Origin of the sequence: Pseudonocardia autotrophica (assembly GCF_003945385.1) — a bacterium.
Classification (GTDB): Bacteria; Actinomycetota; Actinomycetes; order Mycobacteriales; family Pseudonocardiaceae; genus Pseudonocardia; species Pseudonocardia autotrophica.
Genome location: NZ_AP018920.1, coordinates 616338 through 632656 on the forward strand (window position 1 = coordinate 616338; position 16319 = coordinate 632656).

Below are 16319 nucleotides of genomic sequence, written 5' to 3' on the forward strand. Positions count from 1 at the left end.
TCTCAGCGAGCCTGGATCAGGACCATCACGGCCTGGACCAGTGCGGTTGCTCGCTTCGGGCAGCTGCGGATCTTGCGGAGCACCTGCCACGACTTGAGCTGGGCGTTGGCTCGTTCTCCGGGACCGCGCTGGCGTGCGTGCGCGACGTTGACCTGCTTCTGCGCCTGCGACAGCGGTCGGTAGCGGCCGGTGTCCGGGTCGAGGCGGCGACGACGCTGTGGGACCCGGATCGCCGGACCGCCGCCTTGGTAGGCGGTGTCGGCGACGACCTGGATCGCGTGCTCGGACAGGGCGTCGATCAGACCGTTTTCGCGGGCTGCGCCCATGTCGTGGCGGGCACCGGGCAGCGCGGGTGATGCCCACACCAGTCGACCGGCCGGGTCGGCGAGGACCTGCACGTTCACGCCGTGGCGCTTGTGTTTCCCGGAGTAGAACGCCCGGTCGTAGCCCGATCCCATGCCGACCCGGTCGATCGCCAGCAGCGTGCCGTCGAGGATCACGAACGCCTTACGTCGGGCCACGCCGAGCGCCTCGTCCAGCGATGGTGCCGCCGCGGCGAGGACGTCGACGCCTTCGCGGACGTAGCGGAACACCGTCGTGGTGCCGATCCCGAAGCCGCAGGCCAGAGCGGTGTAGGTCTCGCCCTTGTTCAGGTACGCGAGCACCAGCAGGGCCTGTTGCCCGGGCGGGAGTCGGCGCCACCTACTGCCGAGGTTCTTGCGGTGTCGGCGTAGTGCGTCGGAGAGGGTGTGCAGGGCGCGGTTGGACACGGGCATCGACGAGGGGTAGACAAGCACCCTGAAGCTCCTGTTTGGGACGGGTTGATCTAGGCAATCACCCATCTACCAGGAGCTTCACCTACTTCAGTGACACCACGCCGCAGGCCGACCGACCTCATGATCACCAGGTTGGAAAACGTTCAATGACCGAATACGTACCAGCGCTCGTACCCGAAGTGTTCGCGTAGCTCGTCGAGATCTGCCACATAGCGGGCCAGGCTGTAGTTCTCGTTCGGTGAGGATCGTCCGCAGCCTCGTTGGTCGTAGCGGAGCGTCCGGAACGGGCCGGCGGCCATGTCGGCCACCGGCCCCAGGTAGTCCCACATTCCGGCGCCACCGTGCAGGAAAACCAACCCGGGTAGCCGGTCCTCGGGGCGGCCCTCGGCGTCCACCCACAGCATCGCGCCATCGCTCAGGCGAATCATGGTGCCGTCATGCACGTCTCACCGTACGAAAGTCCGTGGGCTCCGCGCACATCCGACACGGCTCGGCGGACCAGGGGAGGCCACCGCCACCACTGGCCCACGTCATCGGTCGAGCGCTACCGTCGGGGCCGGGCCCGGCGTGGCCCGCCGCCCGCAGCCGCAAGGCACGGTGAACACGCCGATCACGGTCGTGACCGTCTGCCTTCACACGGTGTCGGTCCAGCAACGCGGGCACTGGACACGCGACACCGGGACACGGGCCGACGATGGACCTCACCACCAGCGACGCCAAGGCCGCAGCACGCATGCTGCGAGCCGATCTGGCCGAACGGCAGATCACGATCAGTCACAGCGCTGCCCTCGAAACGGTCGCCCACCAGCTCGGCTACCGGGACTGGAACACCGCCGGTGCCTCCCTCGGCGAACCCCGTGCCGACGCGGCCGGTCTCGGCACGCCCGTCCCCATCCTGCGGGTGCAGCGCTTCGAGGACGCCCGGGACTTCTATCTGGGCTATCTCGGTCTCCACATCGAGTGGGAGCACCGCTTCGAGCCGGGCATGCCGCTCTACGTCCGCCTCTCCCGCGGCGACATGTGCCTCGACCTGTCCGAGCACCACGGCGACGGAACGCCCGGAAGCTCGGTCTGGATCCCGGTCGCCGACGTGGGCGCGCTCCACGAGGAACTGGAACAGAAGGACTATCCGTCGGTGCGTCCCGGTGTGGAGCAGGACGCACCGGGTGGCCGACCCTGACAGTCATCGACCCCTTCGGGAACTCGCTGAGGTTCTGCCAACAGACCTGACCCGGGCTCCGTCCATGACCGACACCGCCCGGGACCAGGGACTACCGCAGGTCTGAGATCGCCGCAGCCGGGTCAGCCGCCACCCGGGGCATCGACCGACGTCGCGCGGAGCGCCGGCCAGGCGCTCACGCCGCGCCGGTCACGGGTCGCGGTGGCCGCGGCATAGAGCTGGATGTCGCGGAGCCCGACACCGATCCCGGCGCGCCGGAGATGGTGGACGATCGGGACCACCTCGTGCTTCCACCACCGCGCCGCGAGTGCCCGGCGGTCGCGCGGCGGCGCCCCGTGCAGCGACTCGCGATATCCCCAGGCCTCGGCGGCGTCGGCCAGCCGCATCCAGTCGGCGGAGCGGTCCAGCCAGAGCTCGGTGCGCACGTCGTTCGGGAGCGGGATCCGGGCGAGGAACTCCCGCTCGGCGGCCTTGCTCGGCAGGTGCATCGCGCGCAGGCAGGCCATGGCGTAGGCGACGGTGCAGACCCACCGGATCCGGGCCGGGATGACGAGATGTCCCCGTGCGCGGGCGACCGAGACGCGATGGTGGCCGTCGACGACGAAGTACATCTCGCCGAGGCGCATCAGCTCGATCCGCGGCAACGGAGTGTCGGGCCGTGCCATCAGGTCGGCGACGCTGTTCCAGCGCCCCTGCAGGTCCGGGTTGCGGAGCCGGAACTCCGCGTCGAAGTCGTCGGCGCGGCCGACGGTGCCGACGATGCGGTCGACCCGGATGTCGTCCGGATACTCGATCATGTCGCCGTCGCGGCCGAGGGCCAGCACGGCGTCCTGGTAGGGGACGAGGCGGTCCGCGCCGGTGGAGTCGAGGCCCCGCAGCGGGTTGTGCACGGCTCGAGGCTACGTAGCCGGTGACGGACCGCACCAGATGCGGAGCCGCTCTCGCTCATCCGGCGGGCAGTCGCACCTCCACACGGAGCCCACCGCCCGCCCGCGGGGCGAGCCGCAGCTCGCCGTCGTGCGCCTCGGTGATGCTCCGGACGATCGCCAGTCCGAGGCCGACACCGGCGTGCTCGTCGCGGACCCGCTCGGTGCCGCGTCGGAAGGGTTCGGCCAGCGTGGCGGTCAGCTGCGGGGTCAGCTCCTGCCCGGTGTTCTCGACGGTGAACAGCGCCGAACCGGTGCAGGCTCCGATACCGACCCGGAGCGTCCCGCCCACCGGCACGTTGTGCACGATCGCGTTGTGCACCAAGTTCATCGCCAGCTGGCGTAGCAGCGCCGGCGAGCCGGTGGCAGACACGGCGTCGCCGGCGACCTCGACCTCGACCTCGATGTCGATGCCGCGCCGTTCGGCGAGGGGCAGCAACGTCTCGACCGCGTCCTCGGCGACGAGAGACAGGTCGACCCGCTCGCGGGTGAAAGCCCGCCCGTCGGCACGGCTGAGCAGCAGCAGAGCCTCGGTGAGCTCGATCGCCCGGGTGTTGGCGGCCAGCAGACGGTCGAGGAGCTCGTCGTGGTCGTGGTCGTGGTCGTGGTCGGGATCGGCGCGGGCCACGTCGAGCAACGCCTGCGTGATCGCCAAGGGGGTGCGCAGCTCGTGCGAGGCGTTCGCGGCGAACCGGCGCTGCTCGGCGACGTGCGCCTCCAAGCGCGCCAGCATGGCGTCGAAGGCATCGGCGAGCTCGTGGAACTCGTCGTCGCGACCGGTCAGCTCGATCCGGTGGGTGAGCGATCCGCCGGCGGCCACCCGGGTGGCCTCGGCGATCGGGGTCAGCGGGGCGAGCATGCGGCCGGCCAGGAACCATCCGCCGACCAGCCCGAGAACGAGCAGGAAGGCGAGGATCAGCGCGGCCGCCGGGCTGAACACGACCGGTCCGAAGTTCGTGTGGTCGAAGATCCGCGGGACGTTGGTGAGGTCCGGGACGAGGGACCCGACGGACGCCTCGCGCGGGAGGAGGAACAGCCAGACGGCGCCGAGCAGGGTGCAGGTGAGCAGCAGGAACCCGGCGTAGCTGAGGGTGAGCTTGAGCCGGACGCTCATACCGGGCCTGCGGGTCACGGCTCCCTCCCTCACACCGGGATGTCGATGCGGTAGCCGGCCCCGGCCACCGTCGCGATGATCCCGGGTTCACCCAGGCGTTTGCGCAGGGCCGACACGGTGATGCGGACGGCGTTGGTGAACGGGTCGGCGTTCTCGTCCCAGGCACGTTCGAGCAGCTCCTCGGCGCTGACGACACCGCCCTCGGCCGCTACGAGGACCTCCAGGACGGCGAACTGCTTGCGGGTGAGCGCGACGTAGCGGCCGTCCCGGTGGACCTCGCGGCGGAACGGGTCCAGCCGCAGGCCGGCGATCTCGCGCACCGGAGGCCTGGCGTGCGCCCGCCTGCGGTCCAGCGCCCGGAGCCGCAGCACGAGCTCGCGCAGTGCGAACGGCTTGGTGAGGTAGTCGTCGGCGCCCAGCTCGAAACCTGCGGCCTTGTCGTCGAGCCGGTCGGCCGCGGTGAGCATGAGGATCGGCATGCCGCTGTCGGACGCGACGATATGGGCCGCGATCTCGTCGCCGGTCGGCCCGGGGACGTCCCGATCGAGGACCGCGATCTCGTAGGCGTTGACCGCGAGCAGCTCCAGCGCCGTGTCGCCGTCGCCGGCGATGTCGGCGGCGATGGCCTCCCGGCGCAGGCCGTCGCGGATGGCCTCGGCCAGGTGGAGCTCGTCCTCGACGATCAGCACGCGCACAGTTCCCAGAGGTTACGAGCCGCGACCTGTCGTCGGCGTATCGATTTCCGGAGACGGTGCGGCAACACCGGGCTGCCTTGACTGCGCGTCATGACCCAGCACTCACCGGTTCGCCCGATCCTGGCACTCGTCGCCGTCACAGCGCTCTGCGCCCTCGGCATCGGGGTGACGACGGCCCCGTCGCCCGCCTCCTCCGCCGCATCCGGGGCCCGCTGGTGGGAGGGCAGCCTGGACCGGCCGCCCCCACACGGCGACAGCTCCGCCGTCGGCCCCCGGCTCGGCGCGCTCGGTACGGATGACGGTGCCGTCCCGGACGGCACCACGGTCGACGACGACGTCCCGGCCGTCACCCGCCTCGATCCGGATCTGCGCGAGGCGCTGCGGGAAGCGACGGACGACGCGGCCGGCGACGGGATCACCGTGTACGTCACCAGCGGCTGGCGGGCACCGGCATTCCAGGGGCAGCTGTTGCGCGACGCCGTCGCGCAGCACGGCTCGCAGCGGGAAGCGCCCGCTGGGTCGCCACCGCTGACACCTCACAGCACGTGTCCGGCAACGCCGTCGACATCGGACACCCCGATGCTGCGTCATGGCTGTCGCGCCACGGCGCCGACCACGGGCTGTGCCGGATCTACGACAACGAGCCGTGGCACTTCGAACTCCGCCCCGACGCCGTCGACGACGGTTGCCCGGCCCGGTACGCCGACCCGACCCACGACCCGAGGATGCAGCGGTGACAGACCGGCCCGGACGTCGGCGCGGGACACCTGGGGGCGACGCCCGGAGAGCGCGGACCGCTCATCAGAACCGTGGATCCCGGCCCTTTCTGCGGTGTCCGGGATGGCGGATTGCGCCGGCTGCGCGATCTCGGGTGGGCCGGGACGGTCTGTCCCGCGACCTTCGTCCGAATCGGCGAACACGTCGTGTTCGCGCAGAATCTCGGAAGCCCCGGCTCGGCTTCCTCAGGGCCGGCACACTTTGCGGGCCTGGCGGCCCGAGCGGCAGGCAACCGAGCCGGTCCCCGCCGCCCCTGCGGGCTCACGACAACATGCGGAGCTGGAACGGGTAGTCGTAGGACTGGTTGTTCGACGCCTTGATCGCTCCCTTGATGTGGCACCACGCGGACACCACGAACAGAACGATCATGAGTGGGACGGCGACGAGCACGCCGATCACGGTCAGGATCAGCAGCCAGCTGACGATGAAGAGCACCCAGAACATCAGGTTGAAGTTGAACGCCCCGGCCGCGGCCCTGCGCGCGAACGGATCGTCCTTCTTGACCAGCCAGACCAGCAGCGGGCCGAGCAGGCTCAGCAGTCCTGCGCTGAGTACCGCGGCGATCGGCGCCGAGAGATGGGCGAGGATTGCTGCGATCCGGCTGCTGTCGGACGGCGGGGGCCCGGAATGGCCGGGGTACTGCTGCGACATCGAGGTCCTCTCTTCTGGTCCGCGAGCCCCGGTCGGCTGCGCGCCGGCACAGCGGGACGGGGCCGTCGGTGAATGCCACCCTGCCAGTCGCCGGCCCGGAATCGGGAATCGGCGGACACCGGGTCGAGCCGCCATCACCCGGACGAGTGCACCGATCCGGTCGCGCCTCCGACTCGTGGCGGGGTGCCGCTCAGGCCACCGGCGCGTGGCCGGAGACCTCGGGAAACGCCGGTCGGCCGAACAACCATCCCTGGCCGAGGTCCACCCCCGCGCCGAGGCACCGCTCCGCGGTCGCAATGTCCTCGATGCCCTCCGCGACGGTCACCGCGCCGTGCTCGTGCACGAGCTCCAACGCACGGCACAGCACGCGACGGCCGCGTGCTGTGTGGATCAGCCGGATCAGCGTGCGGTCCAGTTTGACGACGTCGAACGGATACTCGACGACCCTCGCGAGTGTGCTCAGGCCCGCACCGAGATCGTCCGCGGCGATCCGGACCCCCGCCTGCTGCAGCGTCGTCATCGCCGCGCGGAACCAGACGGGGTCACGGATCACGCCGGTCTCGGTCACCTCGAGGAGCAGCCGGTCCGGCGGGAACGACCGCATGGTGCACGCGTCGAGGACGCGGCCCGGGAAGCTGGGGTCGCAGAACCCGGCGACGTCGACGTTGATCGAGAGGAAGCCGCCACCGCGGACGACGTGCATCCCGTCCATCAGCGCGCGCGTGGTGAGTCCGGGGAGTCTGCCGGTGTCGTCGGCGATCGGTACGAAGTCGACCGGGGAGACCTCGCCGAGCTGCGGATCCGTCCAGCGTGCGAGGCCCTCGAACCCGACGGTGGTCCGGCCCGCCAGGCTCACGATGGGCTGGTAGGCGAACCGGACGTGTGCGAGGAAGTCCGGCCGGCACAGCCGCCGGGTGATCAGCGCGGCGCGCCCGGGGAGATCGATCGTCGCCTCGTGCATCGTCGCTCTTCCTGCCTCTCGTCGACGACTGTGGGGCGACGCCGACGGCCGTCGGGTTGCACCGTCCGGCCGTGCCGCGCGGTGCATCGGTCACCGGACGCGACATCCTCACATAAGCATCCCCCTGATGCGGGGTCGAAGCGGGAACGGAACGGTGCGGTGATCACATCGGGTGCGCCGGACGGGCCGTTACCGGCCGCCGGCGTCCCACCCGGGTGTGCGCCGGCGATCGGTGCCCGGGCCTCTCAGTCGGCTGACGAATCGCTCCGCCGGGGTACCGGCCCGGATCGCGTGTGGGTCCGGCGCCGCCGCCGGCGCCGGCGGGAGACCAGCGGTCCGTGCGGAGGGTACGTCGTCGGGTTCCCCGGGCCGGCGAGCGAGCAGGCGCCGCCGGACCCTGTACAGAGCTCGGGCTCCTCCCGTCGCAGCAGGGTGAGTGCCCGCCAGCAGGTCAGGAGGGTGGCGGCGCTGCTCCGCCGGATGATCTGTCCGGCCCCGGCGGCGGTGGCGAGAAGGCAGCCCACGACACGGGGAACGCTCCGCTCGTCGCGCCAGTACGGGTCGCCGGCGGGGTCGGTGACGTCGTCCGGCTCATCCGGATCGTCCGCCCATCCCATGTTCATGTCGTGCGCCCGGTCGGGAGGAGGTGCGCGCCCAGGTCCATGGTCGTCCTTCCTGGACTCGGCGTGGCATGCGGTCCCCGGGGGACCGACGGGAGGACCGGTGGTGGTTCTCCTCTGGCGTGTGACACGGCGGGCCGGTGATCCTCACGCCGGTGCGCGGCCGAGTTCCGTGCTCGGTCGGCTCAGCTGCGTTCGGTGTCCACCGGCGCGCCCGCCGTGTCCGGTTGTTCGATCGTCAGCACGACGAGATGCCGGCGCTGCCGGCGTGCACGCTCGTCGCGACCCAGCAGCTCGTCGGCCGGGTGCGGGAGCAGCGCATCAGGCCCGGCAGGAGAGCACCTCGGTGCGCGCGCCCGTGGCCAGGTGCCGGTTGACCTGGTAGGTCTGCCGCACCAGGCAGGTCAGCGGAGCACCCCGCTGCACCCCGTCGAGCGGGTCGGCCGGCAGCCAGCCGGGCAAGGGCGATCCGGGGAGCGTGCCGTCCGGGGCGGGCTCGACCAGCGCGACGTACATGTGGTCGCGCCCGAACCCGGCGACGACGGCGGGCACCTCGCCCTCCCATTCCTGCACCCGGAACAGCCAGTGGGCGAGGAGGAGCACGACGCCCGCCCCGAGAACGAGCACCGTCAGCAGGGCCGCCGAGGCCGGGCCGGGGATCCGCATGCGCCGACGATCCCGGATCCGCTGGCACCCGCGGATCCGCAGCGCTACCGAGCGAACGGGTGCAGGTCCCAGCCCGCCAGCCCGGTGCCGGGGTGTCGCCAGACGTGCCGCACGGCGGCGGTGTGCGCGAACACCGGCCCGGGCAGATCGTCCGGATCGGCCCAGCGCCAGGCATCGACGGCGTGCGGCTCGAGGACCGTGAGCACGGCACCGGGTGGGGCGGCGACGTGCACCGCGAACGTCACACCGCTGCCACCGGTCCGCACGCAGACCGCGAACACCGAGCCCCGCTCCACCACGACGCCGGTCTCCTCGGCCAGCTCGCGCAGCGCGGCCTGCACCGGCGTCTCGCCGCCTTCCAGATGGCCGCCGGGGAACGACCAGCTCGGGTCCTCGCCCGCGGTGACGCGGTGGCCGATCGCGACCAGGCCGTCGTCGCGCTCCAGCACCACACCGACACCCGACACCGGACGGGGAAGATCCATGACGACGAATCTGCCACGCCGGGGGACCCTGGTCGGCATGGACCCAGCAGCAGTCGCCGCCGAGCGCACCCGGGTCGACGACCGGGTCGCCTCGTTGCGCCACGAGCTGGCGTCGCTCGCCGAGGAGCAGTCCCTCACCAGCCACGACGACGAGCACGATCCGGAGGGGGTCACGATCGCGGTCCAGCGTGCGCAGCTGCAGGGCCTGCTCGCCGCCGCGGAACAGGACCGTGCCGACCTCGACGACGCCGCCCGCCGGATCGCGGACGGCAGCTACGGCGCCTGCGCGCGGTGCGGCGGCCCGATCGCAGCGGAGCGGCTGGAGGCGCTGCCCGCGACCCGCACCTGCATCGGCTGCGCCTCGCTCCGGCGCTCCGGATCCGGGCGTCGAACCCGGGGCTGACCCGCGGATCGTCAGGTAACCGTCAGGATGGCCTCACCACCCTGTCACGATCTTCCGGGGAACCTGGGGGCATGCCCGACTCCCCTCCAGCCGGTGACCGCGCGCGTTTCGTACGGCGCAGGCTGTTGCAGGGGATCGGGGCGAGCGTGCTGGCCGGGGTGTTGCTCGCCGGGATGCTGGCACCGGTCGCGGTCGCGACCGCGGTCGCGACCGACGGGATCAGCGGCGTCGCCGACCAGGCCACCAGCGCCCGGCTCGGCGACGGTCGGATGGGCGCCACCTCGGTGCTGCTCGACGCCGCGGGCGAGCCGTTCGCGCATCTCTACGACCAGCACCGTGAGCCGGTCGGTCCGGACGGGATCGCGGACACGATGACCGCCGCGATCGTCGCGATCGAGGACCGCCGGTTCTACGAGCACGACGGCGTGGACTGGTACGGCATGGGCCGCGCGCTGGTCAGCAACGCGGCCGGCGGCTCGGCTCTGGAGGGCCAGGGCGCCTCGACGCTGACCATGCAGTACGTCAAGAACTTCCGGCTCAACGTGCTGGCCTCGACACCGGAGGAGGAGCGCGCGGCCACCGCGAACACGCCGGCCCGCAAGCTCGCCGAGGTCCGGCTGGCACACCAGGTCGAGGCGGTGCTGGACAAGGAGGAGATCCTGGCCGGCTACCTCGACCTGATCTACTTCGGCCGCGGCGCCTACGGCGTGCAGACCGCGGCCCGCACCTGGTTCGGGACGACGGCCGACCAGCTCACCGTGCCGCAGGCCGCGCTGCTGGCCGGGATGATCCAGGCCCCCGAGCGGTTCGACCCGCTGAACAACCCGGAGGCCGCGCAGAACCGCCGGAACACGGTGATCGCCGCGATGGTCGAGGTCGGATCGATCACCCCGGCACAGGCCGAGGAAGCCAGGGCGACTCCGGTCGAGGTCCGGCCGGACGCCGGTGTCCCGGCCCAGGGCTGCGCCGGAGCCCGCGAGGGCACCGGGCACTTCTGCCAGGCCGTTGTCGAGGCGCTCGACGGGTCGGGGATCGGGGCGGGTGTGCTCCGCAACGGCGGCTACACGATCCGCACCACCCTCGACCCGCGTGCCACCGACGAGGCGCTGACCGCGGTCCGCCGGACCGGCGGCGCCGAGGGCTCGTCGTCGGTCGCGAACGTCGCGGCGCTGGTGGAGCCGGGCACCGGACGGGTGGACGCGCTGGTCTCCAGCAGTGAGTACGGCTTCGACGCCGACGCAGGTGAGACCGCCTATCCGCTGGCCACGCTGCCACTGCACGGCGCAGGCTCGGTCTACAAGGTCTTCACCGCCGCGGCCGCGCTGGAGAGCGGGATCGTCACGCCGGACAGCGTGCTGGGCAACCCGGCGAGCTACACCTCACGCAACTTCCGCAACGGCAGCGCGCCCTACACCGTCGCGAACTACGGCAACTCGAGCAGCGGCCCGCTGACGCTGCGACAGGCACTCGCCAGCTCGCCGAACACCCCGTTCATCGAGCTCACCGACCGGATCGGCTCGTTGCAGCCGGTGGTCGACATGGCCTGGCGGCTCGGGCTCCGGACGTCGCTGGAGGCGCCCACCCGCGACGGCGGCACCGTCGGGGAGGCGGTGATCGCCCAGCGGCGGGCGTCGTTCACCCTCGGGCCGGAGGGCACCAGCCCGCTGGAGCTGGCGACCGTGGGCGCCACGATCGCGTCCGGCGGGGTGCACTGCACGCCGCTGTTCGTCGAGTCGGTGTCCGACCGGGACGGCGGCGACGTCGCGCTCCCCGGTCCGCGCTGCGACCGGGTGATCGACGAGTCGGTCGCCCGCGACCTGGTCACCGCCCTGTCCGGGGACGCGACCTCCGGTACGGCGGCAGGCGCCGCGGCCGCGGTGGGCTGGAACCGGCCGGTGATCGCGAAGACCGGGACCACCCAGAACTACGCGTCGGCGGCGTTCCTGGGCGCCACCGGCGACCGCGCGGGTTCGGTCATGACGCTCCCGACCGGGGCGCCGCGCCCGGTGTGCACCGGGCCGCTGCGCACCTGCGGATCCGGCAACCTCACCGGTGGTGCGGTGCCGGCGCGCGCGTGGTTCGCGATGGTCTCCGCCCTCGACGGCGGCGCGGGCTCCACCCCGCTGCCCGGTACCGGGGCCGGTACCTGAGCGGATCCCCGCCGGGGGCCGCGATGATCGGCGGCCCGCCGCTGTGGTGATCGGCGGCCCGCCGGGCGCATCCGGCACGGGCCCGGGCCACCCGGGGCGGCGACGAGCCGGTGAGCCGTCGCCGTCCCCGGTCGCGGTACGGGAACCCGGGAGTCCCGCCCGCGGTGGGGCCGTACCGGTGGGGCCGTGCGCGACCGCTCCCCAGAAGCCGCGCACTCCGCCGCCGATCACCCGCTTCCGATTCTGCCCCCGGCAGGTCACGGCCGGGGCCGGCGAACCGGATCGTCAGACAACCGTCAGGCATCTTCGCCCTGGTCAGGGCGGGAAACCGGGGCCGATTCGGTGGGCGTCGGGGTGGGGTCGGAGGTGGAGGTCGGTGCGGGTGCCGGCGGCGGATCGTCCGCCGGCAGATCGTCCGGCCGAACGCTGACGGTCGGCGCGGGCGAGGGTGCCTCCGTGGCGGGGCCGTAGGGCTCCGGCTCGTCCTCCAGGGTCACCCCGCAGGCACCGAGCACGATCACCAGCCCGACGGCGAACGCCACCGCTGCGCGCTTCATCCCGCCACCCCCGGAAGCTCCACCACGACCCGCGCACCGCCGCCGGGCCGGTCCTCGATCCACACCGCACCGTCGTGCCTGCGGACGTGCGCCGCCACCAGGGACAGCCCCAGCCCGGTACCGGCGCCGTCGCCACGGCTGCCCGCCCGCGCGCCCCGGGAGAACCGTTCGAACACCTCGGCGCGCTTCGCGGCCGGTACCCCCGGCCCGGCGTCGTCGACCTCGATCCGGCCACGGCCGGACCGCGCCGACACCCCGACCCGCACGGCACCCCCGCCGTGCGCCTCGGCGTTGTCGAGCAGGTTGCCGAGGATCTGGTCGATCCGGCGCCGGTCGGCCCGGACGGTCACCGGCTCCGGTGCGTCGATCTCCGGGGGCGTCCCGCCGCGGACCCCGACGATCCCGCGGACGAGATCGCCGAGCTCCCACGGTTCGCGCTCCAGGGTGTCGCTGCGGGAGATCTCCAGCAGGTCGAGCACCATCCGGCGGAACCGCTGGATGTCGCCGTCGAGCAGGTCCACCGCCTGCTGCGCGGTCGGCGGCAGCTCGCCGCGCCGCCGCCGCAACACCGCGACCGCGTTCACCAGGGTGGTCAGCGGGGAGCGCAGCTCGTGGCTGACGTCGGCGGCGAACCTCGCGTCCCGGGCCACCCGCTGCTCCAGCGCGTCGGCGGTCCGGTTGAAGGTCGCGACCAGGGGCGCGAGCTCGGCGTCGGAGCTGCCGGGCAGCCGGGCGGCGAGATCACCGCCCGCGACCCGCCCGGCGGCCTCGGTCAGCTCGGTCAGCGGCTGCAGCGCCCGTCGCCCCGCCCAGTGCCCGAGCCCGAGCCCGAGCACCGTGCTGACCGCGACCCCGATGATCAGAACCGAACTGAGGAAGCGCAGGTTGGCGTCCAGCAGCTGCAGCGGGAAGACCTCGACGAACACCGCCTCGTCGGGCATCGGCGCCGCGACGACCAGGCTCGGCATGCCCTCGACCAGCATCCGCTGCCGGGCCCCGATCCCGGACCGGGCCATGTCCAGGAGCGGCTTCGGCAGCTGCGACACGTCGATGTCGCGACCACTGGTGATCCAGTTGCCGTCGTGCCGCAGGGCGACGGTCGTGTTCGGGGTCCCGGCCAGGCCGGTCAGCAGGTCGTCCAGGCCGTCGGAGCGCGGACGCGCGGTGAGCGCCCGTTCGACCAGCCGGACGTTGACCTCCACCTGCCGGACCGCGCCCTCCACCCGCTGCTCGACCAGGTAGTAGGACGCCAGGTTCCAGGTCACGGTCGCGAACAGGCCGGTCACCACCAGCGACACCAGCGCGAACGCGGCCCCGACCCGGTGCCGCAGGCGCAGCCGCCGCAGCGGCAGGCGATCCAGCACCGACCGGCGGGGCGCGCCGGGAGGGGTCATCCGCGCCAGCCGGGCACCGGCTCCGTGTCCGGGACGGCCGGATCGGGCCGCCGCTCGACCTGGCCGGCCTTGTAGCCCGCCCCGCGTACGGTCAATACCACGGTGGGCCGGTCCGGATCGGCCTCGACCTTGCGCCGCAGCCGGCGGACGTGCACGTCCAGCAGCCGGGTGTCGCCGTGGTACTCGTAGCCCCAGACCCGGGACAGCAGCTCGTCCCGGGTGACGATCCGGCCGCCGGCCGCGGCCAGCTCGGCGAGCAGCCGGAACTCGGTGCGGGTCAGGTGCACCGGCTCACCGGCGCGCAGCACCACGCCCTCGTCCGGGCGGAGCTCGACATCGCCGAGCAGCAGCCGGCGCGGAGTCGCGGGTGCCGGCCTGCGCCGCCGCAGCAGGGCCCGGATCCTGGCCGCCAGCTCGCCCGCGACCAGCGGCTTCGTCACGTAGTCGTCGGCGCCCGCCTCGAGCCCGGCGATCACGTCGGCCGAGTCCGATCGCGCCGTCACCATGATGATCGGGAGATCACCGGCGTCGCGCAGCCTGCGGCAGACGGTGAGCCCGTCGATGCCGGGCAGCATCAGGTCCAGCAGCACCAGGTCGATCTCCGGTGCGCCGGCGCGGGAGAGTGCCTCCTCGCCGGTGTGCACCGCGTCGACGTCGAAGCCCTCGTCGTCGAGAGCGAGACCGAGCGCCTGCCCGATGCGCACGTCGTCGTCCACGATCAGCACCCGGGTCCGGGAACCGACTCCGCCCTGTGCCACCTCGAGCTCGACCATGATGACCCCGATTCCACCCGATCGACGACGTGAGGTCGAACCACCGGGTCCGCCCGCGGCGATCGTCAGGTGATCGTAAGCAGACCGCGGCCGGGGTGCACCTCGCGCGAACGGGTCAGCTGCCGCAGCGCCAGCAGCGTCGCGGGCCGAAGCGGTCGTCCTCGGACGGCATGGCGCCGCACTCCGGGCAGAGCCGGTCCAGCCAGCACACCGGGTCCCCGATCTCCTCCTCGGCGGGCTCGGGGTCCCGGCGTTCCGGTGCCGTCTCGGACATGCCGCCATCGGACCACCGCAGGGCACCGTCGTCCAGCCCGCTGGGATCCCCGCTCAGCCCGGCGCACGCGCCACCAGGACGGAGTTCACGACGTCGGTGCGCGGGTGCACCTCCAGCAGCACGTCCAGGCCGGGCAGGTCGGCCGGAAGCACCTCCGGATACAACAGGGTCCGCAGGCCCGCCGCGGTGCGCACGAGCAGTCCGGTGTCCGGTCCGGCGACGTCCGCCAGCCGGGTGGTGATCGCATCCTTGGCGGCGGCGTCGGCCCCCACCAGCGCACCCAGCAGGACGAGATCGGCACACCCGATCTCGGCCACCAGCTCGGCGGGCAACGCCGCGGACGACAGGTCCGCCACCATGGCGCGGGTCCGGGTCCCGATGGCCTCGGCGACCGCGGTGCCGGCGGCGAGCGCGGCCGGGTCCCGGTCGACGTGCAGCACCTCGGCGCCGTGCCGTGCGGCCAGCACCAGCCCGGTCAGCGGCAGCGGCCCGGATCCCAGTACGACGACCCGGCGTGGCACGCCGAGCCCGACCGCGTCGAGCGCGGCGAGCTCGAGGCGGACGAGGTCGAGATAGTTCCCCAGGTAGGGGAACTGTTCGAGCTCGGCGGCCGGGTCCGGTGCGCCGACGATCCGATCGGCCCAGTACCGCTCCATCAGGCCCTCGCCGGCCGAGCTCAGCCTCCGCAACCGGTCGACGTGCGGCGCGAGCCGATCGAGGACCTGCCCGATGACGCCGGCCGGGGGATGGCAACAGAGCCGCACCAGCTCGCCGAACGCGGCATCGACGACCGGGCTCGGACGCAGGTCGGTCCGTTCGAGTTCCTCGCACAGCGCCACCAGCCGGTCGGCGGTTCGGTCGGCGGCGCCGCCGCCGTCGCGCGGCGCCCGGGGCGCCGGGACACCGATGGCAGTGATCGCTTGACTGCTCTGCGTGGTCACGATGATCCACAGTAACCAATGACAATCGTTATGCATGTGGGTCGACCGGGTGGTCGAGAAACCTGAGCATGTGCTCCAGAATCGGCGTACCGTCCGGCCGGACACCGCCGAACAGGGGAGGGCGCCGATATGTGGGGATGGCTCGCACTCGCGATCGGGGCCGAGGTGACGGCCACCATGTCGCTGAAGGCGTCGCAAGGGTTCAGCAGGCTCCTGCCGTCGCTGCTGACCGTTGCCGGATACGGCCTGGCGTTCTGGTCGTTGGCCCAGGCGCTCACCCGGGGGATGGCGCTCGGCATGGCCTACGGGGTCTGGGCCGCCGCGGGGGTCGCGATCGTCGCGGTGCTCGGGGTGCTCTTCCTCGGCGAGTCGCTGACCTGGGTGCAGGTCGGCGGGATCGTGCTGATCATCGGCGGGGTGCTCGCACTGGAGCTGGGCGGATCGGTCGCACATGCCTGAGCCCGCCGACGGCAGGCTGCGCAAGGGCGAGCGTCGCCGGCGCGCGCTGCTCGAGGCGACGCTGCGGCTGGTGGGCAGGCACGGGGCGGGTGCGGTCACCCAGCGGGGGGTCGCCGCGGAAGCGAGGGTCCCGCCGAGTGCGGTGCTGTACTACTTCGCCTCGGTCGACGAGCTGCTGCTGGCCGCCCTGACCACGGTGCACGACCGGTACGTCGACCGGCTGGCCGGCGTGGGCACCCTCGCCGAGCTGGTCGAGGTGCTCCGGGAGTGGAGCAGGCAGGACCTGTTGCTCACGGTCGCCGAGTACGAGCTGCTGCTGCTCGCCGTTCGCCGGCCGGAGCTGACGCCGCAGCTGCGCCGGTGGGACGACGCGCTGGAGGCGGCGGCCGTGCGGCTGCTGCCCGACGCGCCGGAGCGGCGGCCGTTGCTGGTGGCCGGGGTGAACGGGCTCTGCCTGGCCGCGGTCCTCGGGTCGCCGGGCGACCCGTCGGTGCTCCTGCGGATCTGAGGGCCGGAC

The 16319-nt window shown here is 72.9% G+C and carries 20 protein-coding genes; 6 read left to right on the forward strand and 14 right to left on the reverse strand.

The annotated features are described in order from the left end of the window. Nucleotides 1-2 precede the first annotated feature (2 nt). Nucleotides 3-797, reverse strand: a complete 795-nt coding sequence (locus tag Pdca_RS03040; protein ID WP_125911231.1) for a transposase family protein — start codon at nucleotides 795-797, stop codon at nucleotides 3-5. A 122-nt stretch (nucleotides 798-919) separates the two neighbouring features. Continuing rightward, nucleotides 920-1204 (reverse strand): alpha/beta fold hydrolase, encoded by a 285-nt coding sequence (locus tag Pdca_RS03045; protein ID WP_125911232.1) that lies wholly within the window; start codon nucleotides 1202-1204, stop codon nucleotides 920-922. A 266-nt stretch (nucleotides 1205-1470) separates the two neighbouring features. On the opposite strand from Pdca_RS03045, the gene Pdca_RS03050 reads away from it, so the two are divergent. Then, a complete protein-coding gene (locus Pdca_RS03050; RefSeq protein WP_197719902.1) occupies nucleotides 1471-1956 on the forward strand; it encodes a glyoxalase superfamily protein in 486 nt (161 codons plus the stop codon). A 122-nt stretch (nucleotides 1957-2078) separates the two neighbouring features. Here Pdca_RS03050 and Pdca_RS03055 read toward each other — a convergent pair whose 3' ends face one another. From Pdca_RS03055 to Pdca_RS03065, 3 genes are read right to left on the reverse strand one after another with little or no spacing between them, the layout of a single operon-like run. Further along, the gene (locus tag Pdca_RS03055) at nucleotides 2079-2846 is read right to left on the reverse strand and encodes a hypothetical protein (RefSeq protein ID WP_174824410.1); all 768 of its coding nucleotides are present in this window, start codon (nucleotides 2844-2846) and stop codon (nucleotides 2079-2081) included. 55 nt (nucleotides 2847-2901) lie between these two features. Continuing rightward, nucleotides 2902-4014, reverse strand: coding sequence for a sensor histidine kinase (locus tag Pdca_RS03060; protein WP_197719903.1), 1113 nt, complete (start codon nucleotides 4012-4014; stop codon nucleotides 2902-2904). An 11-nt stretch (nucleotides 4015-4025) separates the two neighbouring features. Beyond that, the gene (locus Pdca_RS03065) at nucleotides 4026-4691 is read right to left on the reverse strand and encodes a response regulator transcription factor (protein ID WP_085916539.1); all 666 of its coding nucleotides are present in this window, start codon (nucleotides 4689-4691) and stop codon (nucleotides 4026-4028) included. Between the two features lie 545 nt (nucleotides 4692-5236). Between Pdca_RS03065 and Pdca_RS36645 the strand changes: the two genes are divergently transcribed. Beyond that, complete coding sequence (locus Pdca_RS36645) at nucleotides 5237-5428, forward strand: M15 family metallopeptidase domain-containing protein (RefSeq protein WP_232021393.1); 192 nt, start codon at nucleotides 5237-5239, stop codon at nucleotides 5426-5428. 301 nt (nucleotides 5429-5729) lie between these two features. On the opposite strand, the gene Pdca_RS03075 is transcribed toward Pdca_RS36645, so the two are convergent. The 4 genes from Pdca_RS03075 to Pdca_RS36650 form a co-directional block, all read right to left on the reverse strand. Further along, nucleotides 5730-6119 carry a DUF4870 domain-containing protein gene (locus Pdca_RS03075; RefSeq protein WP_085916538.1) on the reverse strand — a complete coding sequence of 130 codons (390 nt, stop codon included), beginning with the start codon at nucleotides 6117-6119 and terminating at the stop codon, nucleotides 5730-5732. 190 nt (nucleotides 6120-6309) lie between these two features. Continuing rightward, a complete protein-coding gene (locus Pdca_RS03080) occupies nucleotides 6310-7080 on the reverse strand; it encodes an EAL domain-containing protein (RefSeq protein ID WP_158092360.1) in 771 nt (256 codons plus the stop codon). A 941-nt stretch (nucleotides 7081-8021) separates the two neighbouring features. Further along, nucleotides 8022-8366, reverse strand: a complete 345-nt coding sequence (locus tag Pdca_RS03085; protein ID WP_085916535.1) for a hypothetical protein — start codon at nucleotides 8364-8366, stop codon at nucleotides 8022-8024. A 44-nt stretch (nucleotides 8367-8410) separates the two neighbouring features. Further along, entirely contained in the window at nucleotides 8411-8851 is a 441-nt protein-coding gene (locus Pdca_RS36650) for a nucleotide triphosphate diphosphatase NUDT15 (protein ID WP_158092359.1), read from the reverse strand. A gap of 37 nt (nucleotides 8852-8888) precedes the next feature. Here Pdca_RS36650 and Pdca_RS03095 point away from each other — a divergent pair, with 37 nt between their 5' ends. Beyond that, nucleotides 8889-9254, forward strand: a complete 366-nt coding sequence (locus Pdca_RS03095) for a TraR/DksA family transcriptional regulator (protein WP_085916533.1) — start codon at nucleotides 8889-8891, stop codon at nucleotides 9252-9254. A 71-nt stretch (nucleotides 9255-9325) separates the two neighbouring features. After that, nucleotides 9326-11404, forward strand: coding sequence for a transglycosylase domain-containing protein (locus Pdca_RS03100; protein ID WP_085916532.1), 2079 nt, complete (start codon nucleotides 9326-9328; stop codon nucleotides 11402-11404). 296 nt (nucleotides 11405-11700) lie between these two features. Here the strand turns inward: Pdca_RS03100 and Pdca_RS03105 are convergent, their stop codons facing one another. The 5 genes from Pdca_RS03105 to Pdca_RS03125 form a co-directional block, all read right to left on the reverse strand. Continuing rightward, the gene (locus Pdca_RS03105) at nucleotides 11701-11961 is read right to left on the reverse strand and encodes a hypothetical protein (protein WP_085916531.1); all 261 of its coding nucleotides are present in this window, start codon (nucleotides 11959-11961) and stop codon (nucleotides 11701-11703) included. After that, the gene (locus Pdca_RS03110; protein ID WP_085916530.1) at nucleotides 11958-13355 is read right to left on the reverse strand and encodes a sensor histidine kinase; all 1398 of its coding nucleotides are present in this window, start codon (nucleotides 13353-13355) and stop codon (nucleotides 11958-11960) included. The genes Pdca_RS03105 and Pdca_RS03110 overlap by 4 nt, the downstream gene beginning before the upstream one ends. Beyond that, complete coding sequence (locus Pdca_RS03115; RefSeq protein ID WP_085916529.1) at nucleotides 13352-14128, reverse strand: response regulator transcription factor; 777 nt, start codon at nucleotides 14126-14128, stop codon at nucleotides 13352-13354. Before Pdca_RS03115 ends, Pdca_RS03110 begins: the two co-directional genes overlap by 4 nt. A 115-nt stretch (nucleotides 14129-14243) precedes the next feature. Further along, nucleotides 14244-14402, reverse strand: coding sequence for a hypothetical protein (locus Pdca_RS03120; RefSeq protein WP_158092358.1), 159 nt, complete (start codon nucleotides 14400-14402; stop codon nucleotides 14244-14246). 53 nt (nucleotides 14403-14455) lie between these two features. Beyond that, nucleotides 14456-15343: a nicotianamine synthase family protein gene (locus Pdca_RS03125; RefSeq protein ID WP_158092357.1), complete on the reverse strand. Its 888-nt coding sequence runs from the start codon at nucleotides 15341-15343 to the stop codon at nucleotides 14456-14458. Nucleotides 15344-15472: 129 nt separating this feature from the next. Between Pdca_RS03125 and Pdca_RS03130 the strand changes: the two genes are divergently transcribed. Next, nucleotides 15473-15802 (forward strand): DMT family transporter, encoded by a 330-nt coding sequence (locus Pdca_RS03130; RefSeq protein WP_085916527.1) that lies wholly within the window; start codon nucleotides 15473-15475, stop codon nucleotides 15800-15802. Then, a complete protein-coding gene (locus Pdca_RS03135) occupies nucleotides 15795-16310 on the forward strand; it encodes a TetR/AcrR family transcriptional regulator (RefSeq protein WP_085916526.1) in 516 nt (171 codons plus the stop codon). Before Pdca_RS03130 ends, Pdca_RS03135 begins: the two co-directional genes overlap by 8 nt. Nucleotides 16311-16319 lie beyond the last annotated feature (9 nt).